The 15,241-nt window shown below is 65.7% G+C and carries 18 protein-coding genes and 1 other RNA gene; 17 read left to right on the forward strand and 2 right to left on the reverse strand.

The annotated features are described in order from the left end of the window. Window positions 1-125 precede the first annotated feature (125 nt). The 16 genes from GNZ21_RS07240 to GNZ21_RS07315 all read left to right on the forward strand — a co-directional run bounded on the left by GNZ21_RS07240 (window position 126) and on the right by GNZ21_RS07315 (window position 12,331). Window positions 126-767, forward strand: coding sequence for a DoxX family protein (locus GNZ21_RS07240; RefSeq protein ID WP_157322837.1), 642 nt, complete (start codon window positions 126-128; stop codon window positions 765-767). 17 nt (window positions 768-784) lie between these two features. Beyond that, a complete protein-coding gene (gene aroA / locus GNZ21_RS07245; protein ID WP_188503536.1) occupies window positions 785-2,122 on the forward strand; it encodes a 3-phosphoshikimate 1-carboxyvinyltransferase in 1,338 nt (445 codons plus the stop codon). 40 nt (window positions 2,123-2,162) lie between these two features. Then, window positions 2,163-3,500 (forward strand): ribosome small subunit-dependent GTPase A, encoded by a 1,338-nt coding sequence (gene rsgA / locus GNZ21_RS07250; protein ID WP_229659423.1) that lies wholly within the window; start codon window positions 2,163-2,165, stop codon window positions 3,498-3,500. Window positions 3,501-3,605: 105 nt separating this feature from the next. Next, complete coding sequence (hisN, locus tag GNZ21_RS07255) at window positions 3,606-4,430, forward strand: histidinol-phosphatase (RefSeq protein ID WP_157322838.1); 825 nt, start codon at window positions 3,606-3,608, stop codon at window positions 4,428-4,430. A 56-nt stretch (window positions 4,431-4,486) separates the two neighbouring features. Next, on the forward strand, window positions 4,487-5,419 hold the full coding sequence (locus GNZ21_RS07260) for a metal ABC transporter solute-binding protein, Zn/Mn family (protein ID WP_198345985.1): 933 nt from the start codon (window positions 4,487-4,489) through the stop codon (window positions 5,417-5,419). Next, complete coding sequence (locus GNZ21_RS07265; protein ID WP_229659424.1) at window positions 5,412-6,158, forward strand: metal ABC transporter ATP-binding protein; 747 nt, start codon at window positions 5,412-5,414, stop codon at window positions 6,156-6,158. Before GNZ21_RS07260 ends, GNZ21_RS07265 begins: the two co-directional genes overlap by 8 nt. An 11-nt stretch (window positions 6,159-6,169) precedes the next feature. Beyond that, window positions 6,170-7,072, forward strand: coding sequence for a metal ABC transporter permease (locus tag GNZ21_RS07270; protein ID WP_229659425.1), 903 nt, complete (start codon window positions 6,170-6,172; stop codon window positions 7,070-7,072). A 24-nt stretch (window positions 7,073-7,096) separates the two neighbouring features. Beyond that, window positions 7,097-7,807, forward strand: coding sequence for a metal-dependent transcriptional regulator (locus GNZ21_RS16080; protein ID WP_157322839.1), 711 nt, complete (start codon window positions 7,097-7,099; stop codon window positions 7,805-7,807). A 21-nt stretch (window positions 7,808-7,828) separates the two neighbouring features. Continuing rightward, the gene (locus GNZ21_RS07280; protein ID WP_198345986.1) at window positions 7,829-8,347 is read left to right on the forward strand and encodes a fluoride efflux transporter FluC; all 519 of its coding nucleotides are present in this window, start codon (window positions 7,829-7,831) and stop codon (window positions 8,345-8,347) included. Next, on the forward strand, window positions 8,344-8,739 hold the full coding sequence (locus GNZ21_RS07285) for a FluC/FEX family fluoride channel (RefSeq protein ID WP_157322840.1): 396 nt from the start codon (window positions 8,344-8,346) through the stop codon (window positions 8,737-8,739). The genes GNZ21_RS07280 and GNZ21_RS07285 overlap by 4 nt, the downstream gene beginning before the upstream one ends. Before the next feature lie 126 nt (window positions 8,740-8,865). Further along, window positions 8,866-9,243, forward strand: a transfer-messenger RNA (tmRNA) gene (ssrA, locus tag GNZ21_RS07290). A 136-nt stretch (window positions 9,244-9,379) separates the two neighbouring features. Beyond that, complete coding sequence (locus tag GNZ21_RS07295) at window positions 9,380-9,631, forward strand: type II toxin-antitoxin system Phd/YefM family antitoxin (protein ID WP_157322841.1); 252 nt, start codon at window positions 9,380-9,382, stop codon at window positions 9,629-9,631. Continuing rightward, a complete protein-coding gene (locus tag GNZ21_RS07300) occupies window positions 9,628-10,044 on the forward strand; it encodes a type II toxin-antitoxin system VapC family toxin (protein ID WP_268234813.1) in 417 nt (138 codons plus the stop codon). The genes GNZ21_RS07295 and GNZ21_RS07300 overlap by 4 nt, the downstream gene beginning before the upstream one ends. Before the next feature lie 76 nt (window positions 10,045-10,120). Continuing rightward, the gene (locus GNZ21_RS07305) at window positions 10,121-10,492 is read left to right on the forward strand and encodes a DUF3375 family protein (protein WP_229659433.1); all 372 of its coding nucleotides are present in this window, start codon (window positions 10,121-10,123) and stop codon (window positions 10,490-10,492) included. A 668-nt stretch (window positions 10,493-11,160) separates the two neighbouring features. Then, window positions 11,161-11,727, forward strand: coding sequence for a leucine-rich repeat domain-containing protein (locus GNZ21_RS07310; RefSeq protein ID WP_198345987.1), 567 nt, complete (start codon window positions 11,161-11,163; stop codon window positions 11,725-11,727). Between the two features lie 103 nt (window positions 11,728-11,830). After that, window positions 11,831-12,331, forward strand: coding sequence for a methylated-DNA--[protein]-cysteine S-methyltransferase (locus GNZ21_RS07315; protein WP_157322844.1), 501 nt, complete (start codon window positions 11,831-11,833; stop codon window positions 12,329-12,331). 22 nt (window positions 12,332-12,353) lie between these two features. Here the strand turns inward: GNZ21_RS07315 and GNZ21_RS07320 are convergent, their stop codons facing one another. Continuing rightward, complete coding sequence (locus GNZ21_RS07320; protein WP_157322846.1) at window positions 12,354-13,895, reverse strand: DNA-3-methyladenine glycosylase 2 family protein; 1,542 nt, start codon at window positions 13,893-13,895, stop codon at window positions 12,354-12,356. Between the two features lie 230 nt (window positions 13,896-14,125). Between GNZ21_RS07320 and GNZ21_RS07325 the strand changes: the two genes are divergently transcribed. Continuing rightward, the gene (locus tag GNZ21_RS07325) at window positions 14,126-14,500 is read left to right on the forward strand and encodes a hypothetical protein (RefSeq protein WP_157322848.1); all 375 of its coding nucleotides are present in this window, start codon (window positions 14,126-14,128) and stop codon (window positions 14,498-14,500) included. Window positions 14,501-14,548: 48 nt separating this feature from the next. Here GNZ21_RS07325 and smpB read toward each other — a convergent pair whose 3' ends face one another. Beyond that, on the reverse strand, window positions 14,549-15,064 hold the full coding sequence (gene smpB / locus GNZ21_RS07330; protein WP_157322850.1) for an SsrA-binding protein SmpB: 516 nt from the start codon (window positions 15,062-15,064) through the stop codon (window positions 14,549-14,551). Window positions 15,065-15,241 lie beyond the last annotated feature (177 nt).

The following is a 15,241-nucleotide window of genomic DNA, read 5'->3' on the forward strand; positions in this document are numbered from 1 at the left end:
GCCAAGGTCATGCCACATAGAACGACGCCGGCTGCTGAAGCATTCCTGCCCGGTGGTCACACTTGATAGATTGGTACCGGACAAGCGTTTTTCGCGCGGTTTTCCCGCCCCAAGGAGGAGTAAGCATGACTCTGATCCGCAAAATTGCCCGACCGCTGCTGGGTGCCCATTTCATCTACGGCGGCGTTGAGGCGCTGCGCAACCCTGATGAGACCGCCCAGGAGCTCTCCCCCGCGCTGGACGAGCTGGCCAGCCTGGTTCCGCAGGCTGAGCAGCTGGCCGCCAAGCCCAAGCTGACCGCTCAGGTGCTGGGCGGGGTGCAGGTTGCTGCCGGTGCTGCTCTGGCCATCGGTAAGTTCCCGCGGCTGGCCGCCTTCACCCTGGCCGGGGTGCACAAGCTGAACTCCTACGCCGAATTCCGGGCGGCACCGCTGGAGAACCCCGGCGATGAGATCGCGCAGCGGAAGACTCTGCTGAAGAATGTCTCCATTCTCGGCGGTCTCGGACTGGCCATTGTGGATCTGGCCGGCAAGCCTTCGCTGAGCTGGCGGGCCGAGCATCTCTCCAAGCAGGCCAAGAAGAAGAGCACCCGGTTCGGTGAGAAGACCGCCAAATGGGCTGAGGATCTCGGCGATGACGCCACCAAGACGCTGAAAGCCTGGGAGAAAGACGCCAAGAAGAACTTCCAGAAGGCTGAGAAGCAGGCCAAGAAGGCTGTCCGGGCTGCCGCTGCCGAGGGGCAGAAGGCCAAGGGTAAAGTCTCCTGACTGTTCAGGCTTCTGCAGTGACCCCGGGGCCGTGGAATGCTCCACACCCGGGGTCAGCTGTGCGCGGGGAGGTCCGGGTTCCGGCGTCGAAGTCGCTGACCAACCGGTATCTGCTGCTGGCTGCCCTGGCCGCCGGCCCCTGCGTGGTGATCAACCCCTTGGAGTCCCGTGACAGCCGGCTGATGCTCACCGCCCTGAAGGCCCTGGGCGCCCACGTGGAGCATATCCCCGACTGGCAGGACACGGCCGAGTCGGCGGTGCGCATCACCCCGATCCCGTTCTCCGGTCCTGGGGCCGGAACCGAGCCGGTGAGCATCGACTGTGGTCTGGCCGGGACAGTGATGCGTTTCCTGCCCGCGGTGGCCGCCCTGACCGGCCGGCAGGTGCACTTCGACGGGGATCCCGAGGCGCGGGTGAGGCCCATGGGCGCGGTGCTGGAGGGCCTGCGAGCGCTGGGCACCCATATCGACGACGCCGCCACACCGGGTTTTCTGCCCTTCACCGTGCACGCCCCTGCCGGGCTGACCGGATCAGAGGTCACCATCGACGCCTCAGCCTCCAGCCAGTTCGTCTCCGGGCTGCTTCTGGCGGCCCCGCGCTTTCCGCAGGGGCTGCGGCTGGAGCACTCAGGCACCCAGGTCCCCTCTCTAGAGCATGTGGAGATGACGGTGAAGGTGCTCAGGGAACTGGGCCTGGCCGTGGATTCCCCCGAGCCGTATACCTGGCAGGTGCAGCCCGGCCCGATCCCGCCGTTCACGGTGCGGGTGGAGCCTGACCTGTCCAATGCCGGGCCTTTTCTCTGCGCAGCCGCGGTGACCGCCGGTGAGGTGAGCATGCCCGGTTGGCCTCTGGACTCCACCCAGATCGGCCGGCGCTGGGCTGACCGGTCCGGAGGGGGCCTGCTGGCCGATTTCGGCTGTCAGGTGGAGCTGGTGCCCACCAGCGCGAGCACCGGCAGGCTCACGGTGCGCGGCCCGGATCAGTTGGTATCCCCCGGTGTGGTGGACGGCACTGCGGAGCTGACGCCTACAGTTGCCGCATTGGCGGCCCTGTGTGCCGAAGAGACCAAGTTCACCTCGGTGGGGCATCTGCGGGGCCATGAGACTGATCGGATCGCTGCCCTAGTGACGGAGATCCGCCGGCTGGGCGGTCTGGCGGAGGAGACTGAGGACGGGTTCCGGGTGCTCTCCCCGGTCACCTCCGGGGGTCAGGTGCACAGCTACGCCGATCACCGCATGGCTACCTTCGGGGCAGTGCTGGGCCTGGCGGTCCCTGCGGTGACCGTGCAGGACATCAGCTGCACTGCCAAGACCATGCCGGACTTCCCCGCCCGGTGGCTGGAGCTGGTCTCGTGATTAGGCCCAGGCGCAGCGTGCCGCCGGTTGCAGGCGAATCATGGCCAGCGGGGTGGATATGAGCCCCGCCGGCGGAACCAACTGGCGGGACTGGGACGAATCCCGGGTGCGGGTGCGGGCCAATAAGAAGGGCTCCCGGCCGCGCACCAAGGAGACCCCTGACTACTCCGATGCGCAGCTGGCCCGCGTGGTCCAGGTGGACCGTGGCCGCTACACCTGCGCCCTATTGCAGCCGGTGAGGCACGAACAGCGCGAGGTCCCGGCTTTAGGCGCGAAGGCAGGTGCCGCCGCAGCCGGCCGAGAGGCGGCGGGACAGGAACCGCGACCTGCGGGTCCCGTGCAAACGCCTGAGCGTTTGTGCGGGCCAGGTCGTGGCGTGCCCGCCGCCGGGACAGTCGCTGCGATGCGCGCCAAGGCACTGCGGCGCACCCCGGTGGTGCCGGGTGATCTGGTGCGGCTGGTCGGCGACACCTCCGGGGCGGAGGGTTCCCTGGCCCGGCTGGTGCAGGTCGAGGAGCGCCGGACCCTGCTGCGGCGTTCCGCCGATGACAGTGATGAGGCCGAGCGGGTGGTGGTGGCCAATGCCGACCAGCTGCTGATCGTGGTGGCAGCGGCCAATCCCGAACCGCGCACCGGGTTCATCGACCGCGCTCTGGTGGCCGCCTATGAGGCCGGAATCGACCCGATTCTGCTGATCACCAAAGCTGATCTGGCCGATTCACCGCAGGATCCGGCAGGGCTGGTCTCCCACTACAGCGAGCTGGAGCTGACCACCGTCATCTCCGGGCGTGAGGAGCAGGATCGTCTCGCCGCGGCTGCTGTGGCCCAGTTGCGCGAGCTGCTGGCCGGTAAGGTCACCGCGCTCATCGGGCATTCCGGAGTCGGGAAGTCCACTATGGTCAATGCGCTCACCGGTGCTGACCGGGCTACCGGCGGGGTCAATGCGGTCACGGGCCGGGGCCGGCACACTTCCTCCTCAGCAGTCGCCCTGCAGTTGGAACCTGCCCCGGAGCTGTCCGGCGAGCTGCCCCCTGAGCAGGCCTCCCCGTCTGCAGCCGGCCCAGAGCCCACCGGGTCCTCTCCGGCTGCGGGATGGGTGATTGACACCCCTGGGGTGCGCAGCTTCGGGCTGGCCCATGTCAGCCCGGACGATGTGCTGGCCGCCTTCGAAGACCTGGTGCAAGGCTCAGTGGACTGCGAGCCCGGCTGCGCACACGAATCTCCCGCCGGCGGCTGCGCCCTGGACGCCTATGTGGCGGCCGGCCATGCCGGAAGCCACGGGCCGGCGCGGCTGGCCAGCCTGCGGAATCTCTTGGCATCCCTGGCGGGCAGCCAGGACGACGGGCCCCAGAAGCACCTCGGCTCCGTGACTGCGTAGTCTGTGCAGCATCTCAGCGGTCTCCGGCGTCAAAGTACTGCACAGATCGCGCATTCAGCGGTGTGGTGGGCGCGGCAGCACCAGCCGTGGCAGTAGGTTGAGATCATGAGCCTTGCTTCCAGCCCGTACACCGAGGATCTGCGCCTGGCGCATATGATCGCTGACTCGGTTGATGCCCAGACCATGGCCCACTTCACCCGCATGGACTTCGAGGTGGAGACCAAGCCGGACCTGACCCCGGTGACTGTGGCCGACCGCCAGGCCGAGGAGCTGATCCGCTCACAGCTGTCCCGGGCCCGCGGCCGCGATGCGGTCTACGGCGAGGAATTCGGCGAGTCCGGCTCCGGTCCGCGCCGGTGGATCATCGACCCCATCGACGGCACCAAGAACTTCATCCGCGGTGTGCCGGTCTGGGCTACTCTGATCGCCCTGGTCGACCACGGCGAACCAGTGGTGGGACTGGTCTCGGCACCCGCGTTGGGCCGGCGCTGGTGGGCCGCTAAGGACGGTGGGGCCTATACCGGCAAGTCGCTCTCGGCGGCCAAGCAGCTCAGCGTCTCCAAGGTCTCCCGGCTGGAGGACGCCTACTTCTCCTACTCCTCGCTCTACGGCTGGGAGGAGATCGGCCGCAGCGCACAGTTCGTGCAGTTCACCGAGACTGTCTGGCGCACCCGGGCCTTCGGAGATTTCTGGTCCTACTGCCTGGTCGCCGAAGGAACAGTGGATGTCGCCGCCGAGCCGGCGCTGAACCTGCACGATATGGCGGCCCTGGTGCCGATCGTCACTGAGGCAGGAGGCCAGTTCACCTCTCTGGACAACGATCCCGGCTGTACCGGCAGCAACGGCCTGGCCACCAACGGCCTGCTGCACCACGCGGCGCTGAAGGCTCTGGCACCCCACCTGGACGCGCCCACTCTCGACTTCGGCTGAGCGCCCGCCCTCCCGCCGGCTGGACATTTAGGTGCACCTAAATCTACAGTCTAGGCATGCCTAAGAAACTCCTGGCAGCAATGGCGCTGTCCCTACTGGTGATCACCAGCTGCGCAGAGAGCCCAGAAGAAGAAGAAGAGGACGACGCCGCCGGCGGCACTCCCCTGGTGGTCACCACGTTCTCCGTTCTGGCAGACATCACTGAGCAGATCGGCGGAGAGCTCATCGAGGTCCGTTCCATCACCCCCGCCGGGGCCGAGGTGCACGAATACGACCCCACCCCCTCGGATGTGCAGGCTGCTGCCGATGCCGACCTGATCATCGAGAACGGAATCGGCCTCGAGGAGTGGTTCGAGCAGTTCACCGCCCACTCCGAGGCCCCCACGGTCACCGCCTCCGAGGGCATTGCCACTCGACCCATTACCAGGCTGCCCGGCCACCCGGACGATCCCGGTGAAGGCGCAGAGCTGCCCACCGACCCCCACGGCTGGATCTCCCCTGCTCAGTCGGTGATCTATGTGGACAATATTGAGGCTGCCCTGACCGAGCTTTCCCCTGCGGACGCTGAGTACTTTGCCGAGAACGCTGACCGCTACCGCGAGCAGCTGCACGGCATTCTGGAGGATGCTCAGCAGCGCGCCGCTGAGCTGGATGATCCGGTGCTGGTCAGCTGCGAGGGCGCCTTCGGCTACCTGGCTGATGAGCTGGGCCTGATCGAGCACTATCTCTGGCCGCTCAACGCCGAGAACGAGGGCACCCCGCAGCAGGTGGAGGCCCAGATCCGGTTCGTCCAGGAGCATGGGGTGGAGGCCATCTTCTGCGAGTCCACGGTCAATGACTCCGCCCAGGTGCAGGTTGCAGAGACCACCGGCGCCGAACTGGCCGGCCCGCTCTACGTGGATTCCCTGACTGAGGCTGATGGGCCCGCCCCGAGCCATCTCGAGCTGCTCGAGCACACCATCTCCACCATACTGAGTGCCCATGAGTAATCCCGCTCCAGTGATGAAGGATGCCCCCGTCGTCGTCGACTCCCTGACCGCCGGGTACCCGGGTGTGACTGCCCTGGAGGAGGTCAGCCTGAGGCTGCAGTCCGGCCGGATCACGGCCCTGCTGGGCGCCAACGGTTCGGGCAAGTCCACGCTGTTCTCGGCGCTGCTGGGCCTGGTTCCGGATTTGCGCGGCACCGTGCGGATCTTCGGACGGGACTCCGCCCAGGCGCGGCGCCGGAACCTGGTCTCCTATGTGCCTCAGCACGAGCAGGTGGACCCCACCTTCCCGATCACTGTGGAGCAGGTGGTGATGATGGGCCGGTACCCGCATATGGGGTTCCTGCGGGTGGCCCGCAGCCAGGACCGCGCAGCAGTGGAGAAGGCACTGGCGCAGACCCAGCTGAGTGCCTACCGTCGGCGAAGCGTCGGTGAGCTCTCAGGGGGGCAGCGCAAGCGGGCCTTCGTGGCCCGGGCGCTGGCCCAGGGTGCGCCGCTGATGCTGTTGGACGAACCCTTCGCCGGAGTGGACCGCGGCTCCGAGGCGCTGATCATCGAGGTGCTGCACGCCCTGCGTGAGGCCGGCACCACGGTGCTGATCTCCACCCATCACCTGGAAGGGGTGCACCAGCTGGCAGATCAGGTCGTGCTGCTTCACCGCCGCGTGCTGGCCGCCGGACCCCCGGATGAGGTGCTCACAGATGAGCAGCTGGCCCGGGCCTTCGGGGAGGCGCTGCGTTGAACAACACCGTAATGAGCACCGCAGACCTGATGTCCACCGGAATGATCGATCTGCTGCTGACCCCGCTGCAGTACCCGTTCATGCAGAACGCGCTGGCCGTGGCAGTGATCTCCGCCGCCGTCTGTGGGATGCTCTCGGCCTGGCTGGTGCTGATGGGCTGGTCGCTGATGGGTGAGGCGGTGGCGCATTCGATCCTGCCCGGAGTGGTGCTGGCCTTCATCCTCGGCATCCCGCTCGGGGTAGGAGCCTTTGTGTTCGGCCTCGCTGCGGTGGCGCTGATCGGGGCACTGGGCCAGACCACCCGCCTGAAGCGGGACACCACCATCGGCGTGGTGTTCACCTCGCTGTTCGCCCTGGGCCTGGTGCTGATGTCCACGGTGACCACCCAGACCCACCTGCAGCACATCCTGTTCGGCAATGTGCTGGGCACCTCCCGGGCTGATCTCTACCAGGTGGCGGCCCTGGCCGCGGTGACCGCCGCAGTGCTGCTGGTCAAGCGCCGCGACTTCACCCTGGTCGCCTTCGACCGGATCTACGCCCGGGCCATCGGACTGCCGGTCGGGGTGCTGACCGGGGTGCTGCTGGTGCTGCTGGCCCTGACCACGGTCACCGCACTGCAGACCCTGGGAGTGATCCTGGTCGTGGCAGTGCTGGTGATCCCAGGGGCCACTGCGTTCCTGCTGGTGCGCAGCTTCGGAGCCATGCTGGCGGTCTCCTCCGCGGTGGGGGCAGTCTCAGCGGTGGCCGGGGTCTACGCCAGCTACTGGTGGGACCTCTCCACCGGCGGCTCGATCGTGCTGGCCGCCTCCGCCCAGTTCATCCTGGCCTATCTCCTCTCCCCCAAGCGTGGGCTGCTCAGCCAACTGTGGAGAAGGATTCGGCCACGTCCTCGCAGCTCCGGTATTCACACCTGAAGCGCCCTCAGTAGAATCAGCACTATGCCGCGCACATCAGACCAGGGCCGTTCCACTATCGGGTCAGCCGCGGGTGCCACCACCAGTGTGGAGGACTACGCCAAGACCATCTACGGCCTGGCCGAATGGGAGGGTGCGGCTGTGACCGCCAGCGCGCTGGCCAAGGCGCTGGGGGTCTCCAACCCCTCGGTGACCCTGATGATCCGCAAGATGGCGGAGCAGGGCCTGGTGGAGCATAAGCCCTATGCGCCGATCCGGCTCAGCGAGCAGGGCCGTCGGCTGGCGCTGGCCATGGTGCGCCGGCACCGGCTGATCGAGACCTGGCTGGTCCGTGAGCTGGGCTATGCCTGGGATGAGGTGCATGAAGAGGCCGAACGGCTCGAGCATGCGGTCTCTGAGACCTTCATCCAGCGGTTGGACGCCAAGCTGGGGTATCCCGAGACTGATCCGCACGGGGACCCCATCCCCTCCGGTGACCTGAGTCTGAGCTACCCGGAGACCGTGCTGCTGTGCCGGGCGCCGGAAAAGACTGAGGTCCGGGTGGAGCAGGTGGACGACGCCGTCCCGGCAGCTTTACAGACCATGGCCCAGGAACAGCTGCCCATAGGACTGGAGGCCAGAGTGCTCACCAGCAACAAAGGTGATGTGGTGATCTCCCCCGGCACAGGGCGGGGATCGGTCTCACTGCCGCATGAAGTGACCCATGCTGTGCGCGTCAGCGTCTCGGCAGCCTGATCCGGCCTTATCCTGTTTGCTGTGCCCACTACCGAAGAGAATGCTGCTGCGCGCCCCCGGGCCGGTTCAGACCTCTCACTGCCGGCTCTCGTGTTCTGGGTGGCTGTGGCAGGGGCCTGCGGGGCAGTGCTGCGCCTGCTGCTGGTTGAACTCTCGGACGAACAGTACATGCGCTTCCCCTGGGCGACCCTGATGATCAACCTGGCGGGTTCCGGGGCGCTGGGCACGCTGGTGGGACTGGCCCATGCCTGGCGGCGACTGCCGCAGTGGGCGCTGCCGGTGCTGGGCACCGGGTTCCTGGGTTCGTTCACCACGTTCTCTGCGGTGATTCTGGCCGGGGCTGCGGCCCAGCAGCGGGACCTATTCGCTCAGGTGGCCTCCAGTCTGGTGGTTCCGCCAGAGATGTGGGAGGTCGGGGCCTATTTGGTGATCTCGATGCTGTTCTGCACTGCAGCCTCTGCGGCGGGACTTACGCTGGGCCGGGCCGTGTTCGGCTGCACGGGCATGGACTGTGCACACGCGGGAGGTGGGCCCCGGTGAGCGTGGAGCTGAGCTTCGGCGTCATTGCCGCCGCGGCATTGGGCGGAGCCGCAGGCGCTGCGGCCCGGTTCCTTCTGGACCGGTATTTGCGGGTTGGGGTCCTGATCGCCAACACCGTGGGCTGCCTTTTGATGGGCGCCCTGATCGGGGCTGCAGCGGTCTCCGCCGGTGCTGCTGCAGGGGGCGAGCTCTGGGCGCCGTGGACGGTAGGGCTGCTGGCGTTTGGCTTCATCGGGGCGCTGAGCACCTTTGCCACTGTCTCGCTGTGGGCCGCGCAGCTGTGGGTGGCCGGTTCCCACTGGAAGGCCATGGGGCTCTGGGCCCTGCACTCCGGCTGCGGGATCGCTGCGGCCGCGGCAGGCCTGGCCCTGGGCTGGCATCTGGCCAGCTGACCCGCTCCACCAAAAATGCAACAACGCCTGGGAGCAGGGCCCCTTGGGGAACATTTGCGGCCCTGTCCCTGTTGGGATAGACTGATACATCCGCGTCAAGCGGGAACGAGTTTGATAACTCCATACGGGGACGATCGGTTTCGACGATCTGAGGTGATCGTGGGGAAGCGTGTCGTGGACGCCAAGTGACCACGTTAATACCCCTTGAGCAACCCAATAAGTGCCGAATCTAAGCGCACTGACTTCGCCCTCGCTGCCTGAAATACAGCGACCGCGAGTCTGTCAGCCTGAGTTTGCTATCGACTCAGTGCCTGGCATCAGCTAGATAGCCACTGGAGAGCCCTTCTTGCCGCAGGAAGGTCTCTCGACAATTAATGCGGCTGGGTCCGTCAGGTGCTTGTCCGTGAGACACCTGGGACCGAGCAATACTGTTAGCGGACTACACACGTAGAAGTCCAGGTGAATCCAGATCGGACGCGGGTTCAATTCCCGCCGTCTCCACGAACAGCCCGACCATGCACCTCGCCCGGTCGGGCTTTTTCGTGCCCAGCTCCTATGAAGGATCAGGGCGCCGGGTGAGGACCGACCATGGTCGCATCGAACTGTAGACATGCCTAGACAAAAGGCCTACTCTTGAGCCATGAAGACGATCTCTGTAGGCGACCTGCGTCAGAACCCGACTCGCATGCTCGACGATGTCGAGTCCGGGGAGGTTTATACGCTTACCAGACACAATCGTGAGGTTGCTCGAATCGTCCCAGCAGAGTCCTCGGCTCGTGTGATCCCGCCGAAACGGACTGGACGACCAGCTGTCAGCTCTCTGCCGCGGACCCGACTGCCGAAAGGGATGACCATGGAGGGCCTCCTGGACGAGCTGAAGGGCGAGTGGTGACGTCGTATTACTTGGACACCTCGGTTGCTCTACGCATCCTCTTAGGGGAGTCACCTGTGGCCGCTCGCTGGTTCGAACACGCAGTGGAGTCACCCGCAGATGCCGTGATCTCTTCTCGAGTGCTACGCACGGAGATGACCCGCGCCCTGCGTCGGGTGCGACAGCCGATTGATATGCGATCCGAGATCCTCGATTTCATCGGGCTGGTGCCCCTGGACCACGGCATACTTCAGGAGGCCGAGGCGATCGTCCCACACATCATGACTTTGGATGCTATCCATCTTGCCTCAGCTCTTCACAGCGGCGTCGAGGAGCTCGTCATCGCCACGCATGACAAGAATATGACGTCTGTGGCAAAGGAACTCGGCTTCGACACCCACGACCCCGTCGCTGACGATCCTGAGCAGAGATAGTTTCACGACACGTGGACGCAGGCATGTTCGCGGTGCGGGTTAGGGTCAAGCCATGGAGCTCGAGCAGATCGAATCGATGCGAAGCCGCAATGCCTCCTGGAGGTTGCTGCGCGCCTCCAACGCGCCGCTAGTGCTGTCTTTCCTGGGGCGCTTCTTCATCGAGGAGAACAACGGAGCGACGTCGGCAGGAGCCTTGGCGGAGGCGCACCGCGAAGGAGGCACCGCGCTGATCGCCCGGAGCCCAGGGGTCCAGCAGCTCGGGAGCACCATCAGCCAGGTCTACATAGGAAACTGTGTCGGATTGCCAGTTGATCCATTCGCCCTCGGTGTTTTGTTCGGTGGAGATCTCCAGGGCGAACTCGCCAGAGGTGAAATTGGCGCCGACGGACTCGTTGTCGGTCCAGTTGGCGAAGGCGAAGACACCAGCGATGCCAAGCACGCCGGCTGAGCCTGCGATCACCGCGGCCTTACGGCCCTTCTTCGAGCTAGTCTCAGCCCCGCTTTCGGGGGTTTTAGTAACTTCGGTCATGAATGCTTCTCCTCGTGAACGTGGGTTGCTGTTAGGAGCTCAGACGGAGGTCACCCCGTGCCTCGGGGAGTTGCCAGCTGTCAGGTCAGCAGGGGTGAACCCGAAGCTGACGCTATAGCCGGCCTCGTGGCCTTCAACCGGAAAGCGCAGAATATAGGTGGCCACCACCTACGTAATTGCGTAGTTGGGTGAAGAACACCCATATGACCCCGGACACTGGAGCACCAGATCGCTGCGCACAGGGAATATGCCTGCGTTCTTTGCGGAAAACGGACAGCAGCCAAGCTGCGTTGGGTTGAGTGTTTTCCACGCTCCCCGCTGCCACGATCCTGTAGTTCGATAGGCAGTGGTCGGGATACTGGCTGGCCACCCCGGTCAATACCCCTAATGCGCACAGGGGTGGTCTGGATCAGAGGCAGCACGTGTGGTTCCCTTCCCCCGCACTGGCACTAGTCTGGTCCACGGCCCCGTCACAGACCCCGTTCACTGTGACGGGGCCATCGCCTCCCGGCCAGGCACTGTAGGCGGCGGGGTGTTACCTGACCCCGATTCATCACTGGACGCACCAGCCCCAAGGCCCCGACTCGGTGACCAGCATCGGGGATGGGGCCTTCTTCCACAACTTCCTGAACACCGTCACCATTGGAAACTCGGTGACCAGCATCGGGAACATGGCCTTCTGGGCCAATCGACTGTCCAGCGTTACTATCCCTGACTCGGTGACCAGCATCGGGATTGCTGCTTTCAGGGAGAACCAGCTGACCAGTGTCAGAATCCCCGACTCAGTGATCAGCCTCGCCACCCGGGCCTTCTTAGACAATCCTCTGCTCACGGCCTCGGTTCACGTGGATACGGTGCTGGGCGAGGACGTGTTCCCCCCTGGCACTGAAATTGAGTACCGCGGCGGGGATCCGGACAGGGCCATGTTGAGGCGCGCGCCTGATGAGGAGGCAGCTGCGGCTCCCACCGAAGAAGCTGCAGCTGAAGACGAGCCTGCTGTTGATGAGGAAGAGCCGCCCGGTGAGGAAGAGCCGTCCGTTGAGGATGAACCTGAGGAATCCGGGGAGACTCAGTCAGGCGAACCTGAGCCGGAGTCTGCGGATGAAGAAGGCACCGCACCGGGTGATGAGGAAGGGTTTGAGACTGAGTACTGACCGAGGTGCCCACTTTGCGAAAAGCAGCTTTAGAAGTCGAGCCGGCTGGGCAGAGGTCTGATTCCCGCTAGACGCGGAGGCCGCCGCGCGGTGGAATAGGGGTATGCACACCACCGTGACCACACCGGACGGGCCCTTCACCATCATTGGCGATGCCCATCACGTGCTCGCCTCCGGCTGGACTGAGGATGAGGCTTCCCTGCGTGGCCTCATCCACCCCCAGCTGCGCGCCCAAGCAGAGAAAGAAGACTACGACGACGCCCTGCTGACCCGGGCAGCCCAGGCAGTCCATGCCTATTACTCAGGTGATACGGCTTCCATAGCGGAGGTGCCTGTACGGCAGCGCTCCGGGCCATACCGTGAACGCGCCTGGGAAGTGCTGCGCCAGGTGCAACCAGGGGCCCCGGTGACCTATGCCGAGTACGCCCAGCGTACGGGGAGCCCCGGGGCGGTCCGGGCGGCAGCCGGGGCCTGTGCTCAGAATGCCGCAGCGCTGTTTGTGCCCTGCCACCGGGTGATCCGCACCGACGGCACCCTGGGTGGTTTCCGCTACGGGTTAGGGATCAAGGCGAGCCTGCTGGAGCGGGAGGCACCGACCGGCTGAGCACACGTCACTGCAGCCGCCCTCATTGGGCGGCAGCCCGCCATAGGTGCATCGCGGCATAGGAGCGCCAGGGTGCCCACTGCTGCGCCAGCTGTTCCAGCCGGCGGTGGGCGGCAGCCACTGGCAGTCCAGTGCTGATCAGACCGAGTTTCCGGGCACCTGCGACCAGGGCGACGTCGCCGGTCATCCAGTCATCGGGATGCCCCAGCACGCGCAGCGCCAAATATGCTGCAGTCCACTTCCCGATCCCGGGCAGGGCGAGCAGCTCAGCTCGCAGCTGATCGGGATGAACCCCGGCGTGCAGACTCAGCGCACCCTCAGCCATCGCCCCGGCAGCAGCACGGACCGCGCGGATCTGGCGCCTGGCCAGTCGCAGCGGCCGTTCCGGGTCCAGATCCCCGGCCTCGGGCGGCTCCGGGACTGAAGCCAGGATCTGCTCAGGTGTGGGAAAGAGCATATCCAGCCCTTCGAAGCCGGACTCGGCCCGCAGTCCAATCTGCTGCACCATCCGGCTGAGCTGGGTGCGTGCCGCCTTGACTGAGATCTGCTGACCGACCACCGCGCGGACCACGTACTCCTGGGGCTCAGCGGTGCCCACTAAGCGCATCCCGGGCACCTCGCGGACCAGTGGGCCGAGCACAGGGTCCCTGCCCAGGGCCGCATCCACGGCGGCCGGGTCTGAATCCAGGTCAAACATCCTGCGCACCCGGGCCAGCAGCAGGCCGGTATCGGCCAGGGAGGCCATCTCGCCCCGCATCGACAACTCCCATTCCCGCTCGCCCCGCAGTGCGATGACCTCGACGGCCCCGGGGCCGTGCGGCAGCCGCAGCGTCCGGGCATACCTGAGCCGGTCTGCTCCGAGCTGCGCAGCCTCCACCCCGGGCAGTGCACGCTCGGCCAGGAACCCGAAGACCCCGGGGGCGTCATAGGGCTGCCGCACCGGTAGCATCAGACTCAGCCGAAGCCGGCTGCCTTCCCCGGCTTCCGCGCTGGATCTCTGGGCACCCCGCCTGATCTCTGTCGGGGTGGAAGCGTAGATCTCCCGGATGGTCTCGTTGAACTGGCGCACTGAGCCGAACCCGGCAGAGAACGCCACATCGGCAAGGCTCAGATCTGTGCTGACCAGCAGGTTGCGGGCCATCTGCGCCCGGTGCGCCCTTGCCAGAGCCAGCGGACCTGCCCCAAGTTCCGCGAGCAGGGTGCGGTGGATATGCCGGCTGGTGTACCCCAGTCTGCGGCTCAGCTCCTCCACCGTGCCCTGGTTGAGGGCCCCCTCCCGGATCAACCGCATGGCCCGGCCTGCCAAGTCCTGCCGGAGGTCCCATTCCGGGCTTCCTGGTGATGCTTCCGGAAGACACCGCTTGCAGGCCCGGTACCCGGCCTCATGGGCCGCAGCTGAGGTAGTGAAGAACTTTACGTTGGCCGGTTTCGGCGTGACGGCCGGGCAAGAAGGCCTGCAATAGATGCCGGTCGAGGAGACCGCGGTGACGAACTGCCCATCAAAGCGCCTATCCCGGGAGGCCACGGCCCGGTACCGCTGCGCAAATGTCTCCTCACCACTCATAGGGACCATTCCATCTGGCTCATGCCTCGCGTGTCTAGCGGGAATCGGACTCTGAGACTACGGCGGAAACTCCCAAGGTTTGTGCAGGTTCTAGTGGGCTGACCTGGAGTTTCGGCTGTTTAGAGTGTCACCACCAGACGCATAGACCGAAGGCATCGTTACAGGGCATCTGCCAGAGAGTCTGTGCCGACCAAGGATCAGCGTCTACCGAGAAGATGAGGTGAACCGATATGACCACCCAGCCGAATGAGAATCCCGAGCCGGCACCGCGGGAGACCCCGCAGGAGGCGGCACAGGCCGGTCCCAGCGAGGACCGCTACGGCCGCAATGAGACAGCAAGGAACCCGAACCTGGATCCGGACCCGGAGCAGACCCGGGACCCGGATCTGAGTTCTGACCCGGCACAGAACCCCGGTAAGCGAAGTGCCGCAGACTTGGAGCCGGGCCAGACCCCGCCGGAGTCCAACTCTGCCACCGCTACTCCCCCGGCGCCGGCGCCCTCAAGCCCGCCCAACGGCAAACTGATTCTGGGTATCGTCGGCGCAGTGATTGCCCTGCTGGTGATCCTGGTGTTCGTAGGCTATATCGCCGGCCTGCTCGGCTGAGGCGCCTCGGTTGGGGAATCGACGCGAGTCCAAGGAGGCCCTGTCTCCTCAGGACACGCCGAGATTGCGCTGCCGCATAGCGCGCTGAGCCTCCCGGGCATCCTGCTTCTCCCGCAGCGTGTGCCGTTTGTCGTACTCCCGCTTACCGGTGGCGATGCCGATCTCCACCTTGGCCCGGCCGTCTTTGAAGTACAGCCGCAGCGGCACGATGGTCTTGCCCGGATCCTCCACCTGGCGGGAGATCTTGATCAGCTCCTTGCCGTGCAGCAGCAGCTTGCGCTTACGCCGGGTGGCGTGATTGGTCCAGGTGCCGTTGAGGTACTCCGGGATGTGCACCTGCTCCAGCCAGAGCTCACCACGATTGTCGAAGGCAGCGAAGCCGTCCACCAGCGAGGCCTGGCCCTCACGCAGTGACTTCACCTCGGTGCCGGTGAGCACCAGTCCCGCCTCGTAGGTGTCAGAGATGGTGTAGTCATGCCGGGCACGGCGGTTCAGCGCGACCACATGGTTCCTGGGATCGCGTTCGCCCTTGCTCTTCTTCACCGAAGAACTGTTCTTGCCCATCTGCACTCACCTCCTCGCTGACTGCCAGAGCGCAACAGCCCACTATACCGCTACAGTCAACTGGGTTGTGAGCATCGCAAAGCGATGCGTATGAGGAGCGAAGCGACGACTTCAGGTCTTGAAGCTCGGCGTGAGCCGAGCGAGAGGCGAGCGGGGCGGGAACCGCGACCTCTGGGT

It is taken from the genome of Nesterenkonia alkaliphila (assembly GCF_009758175.1).
In the GTDB taxonomy this organism is placed as follows: Bacteria; Actinomycetota; Actinomycetes; order Actinomycetales; family Micrococcaceae; genus Nesterenkonia; species Nesterenkonia alkaliphila.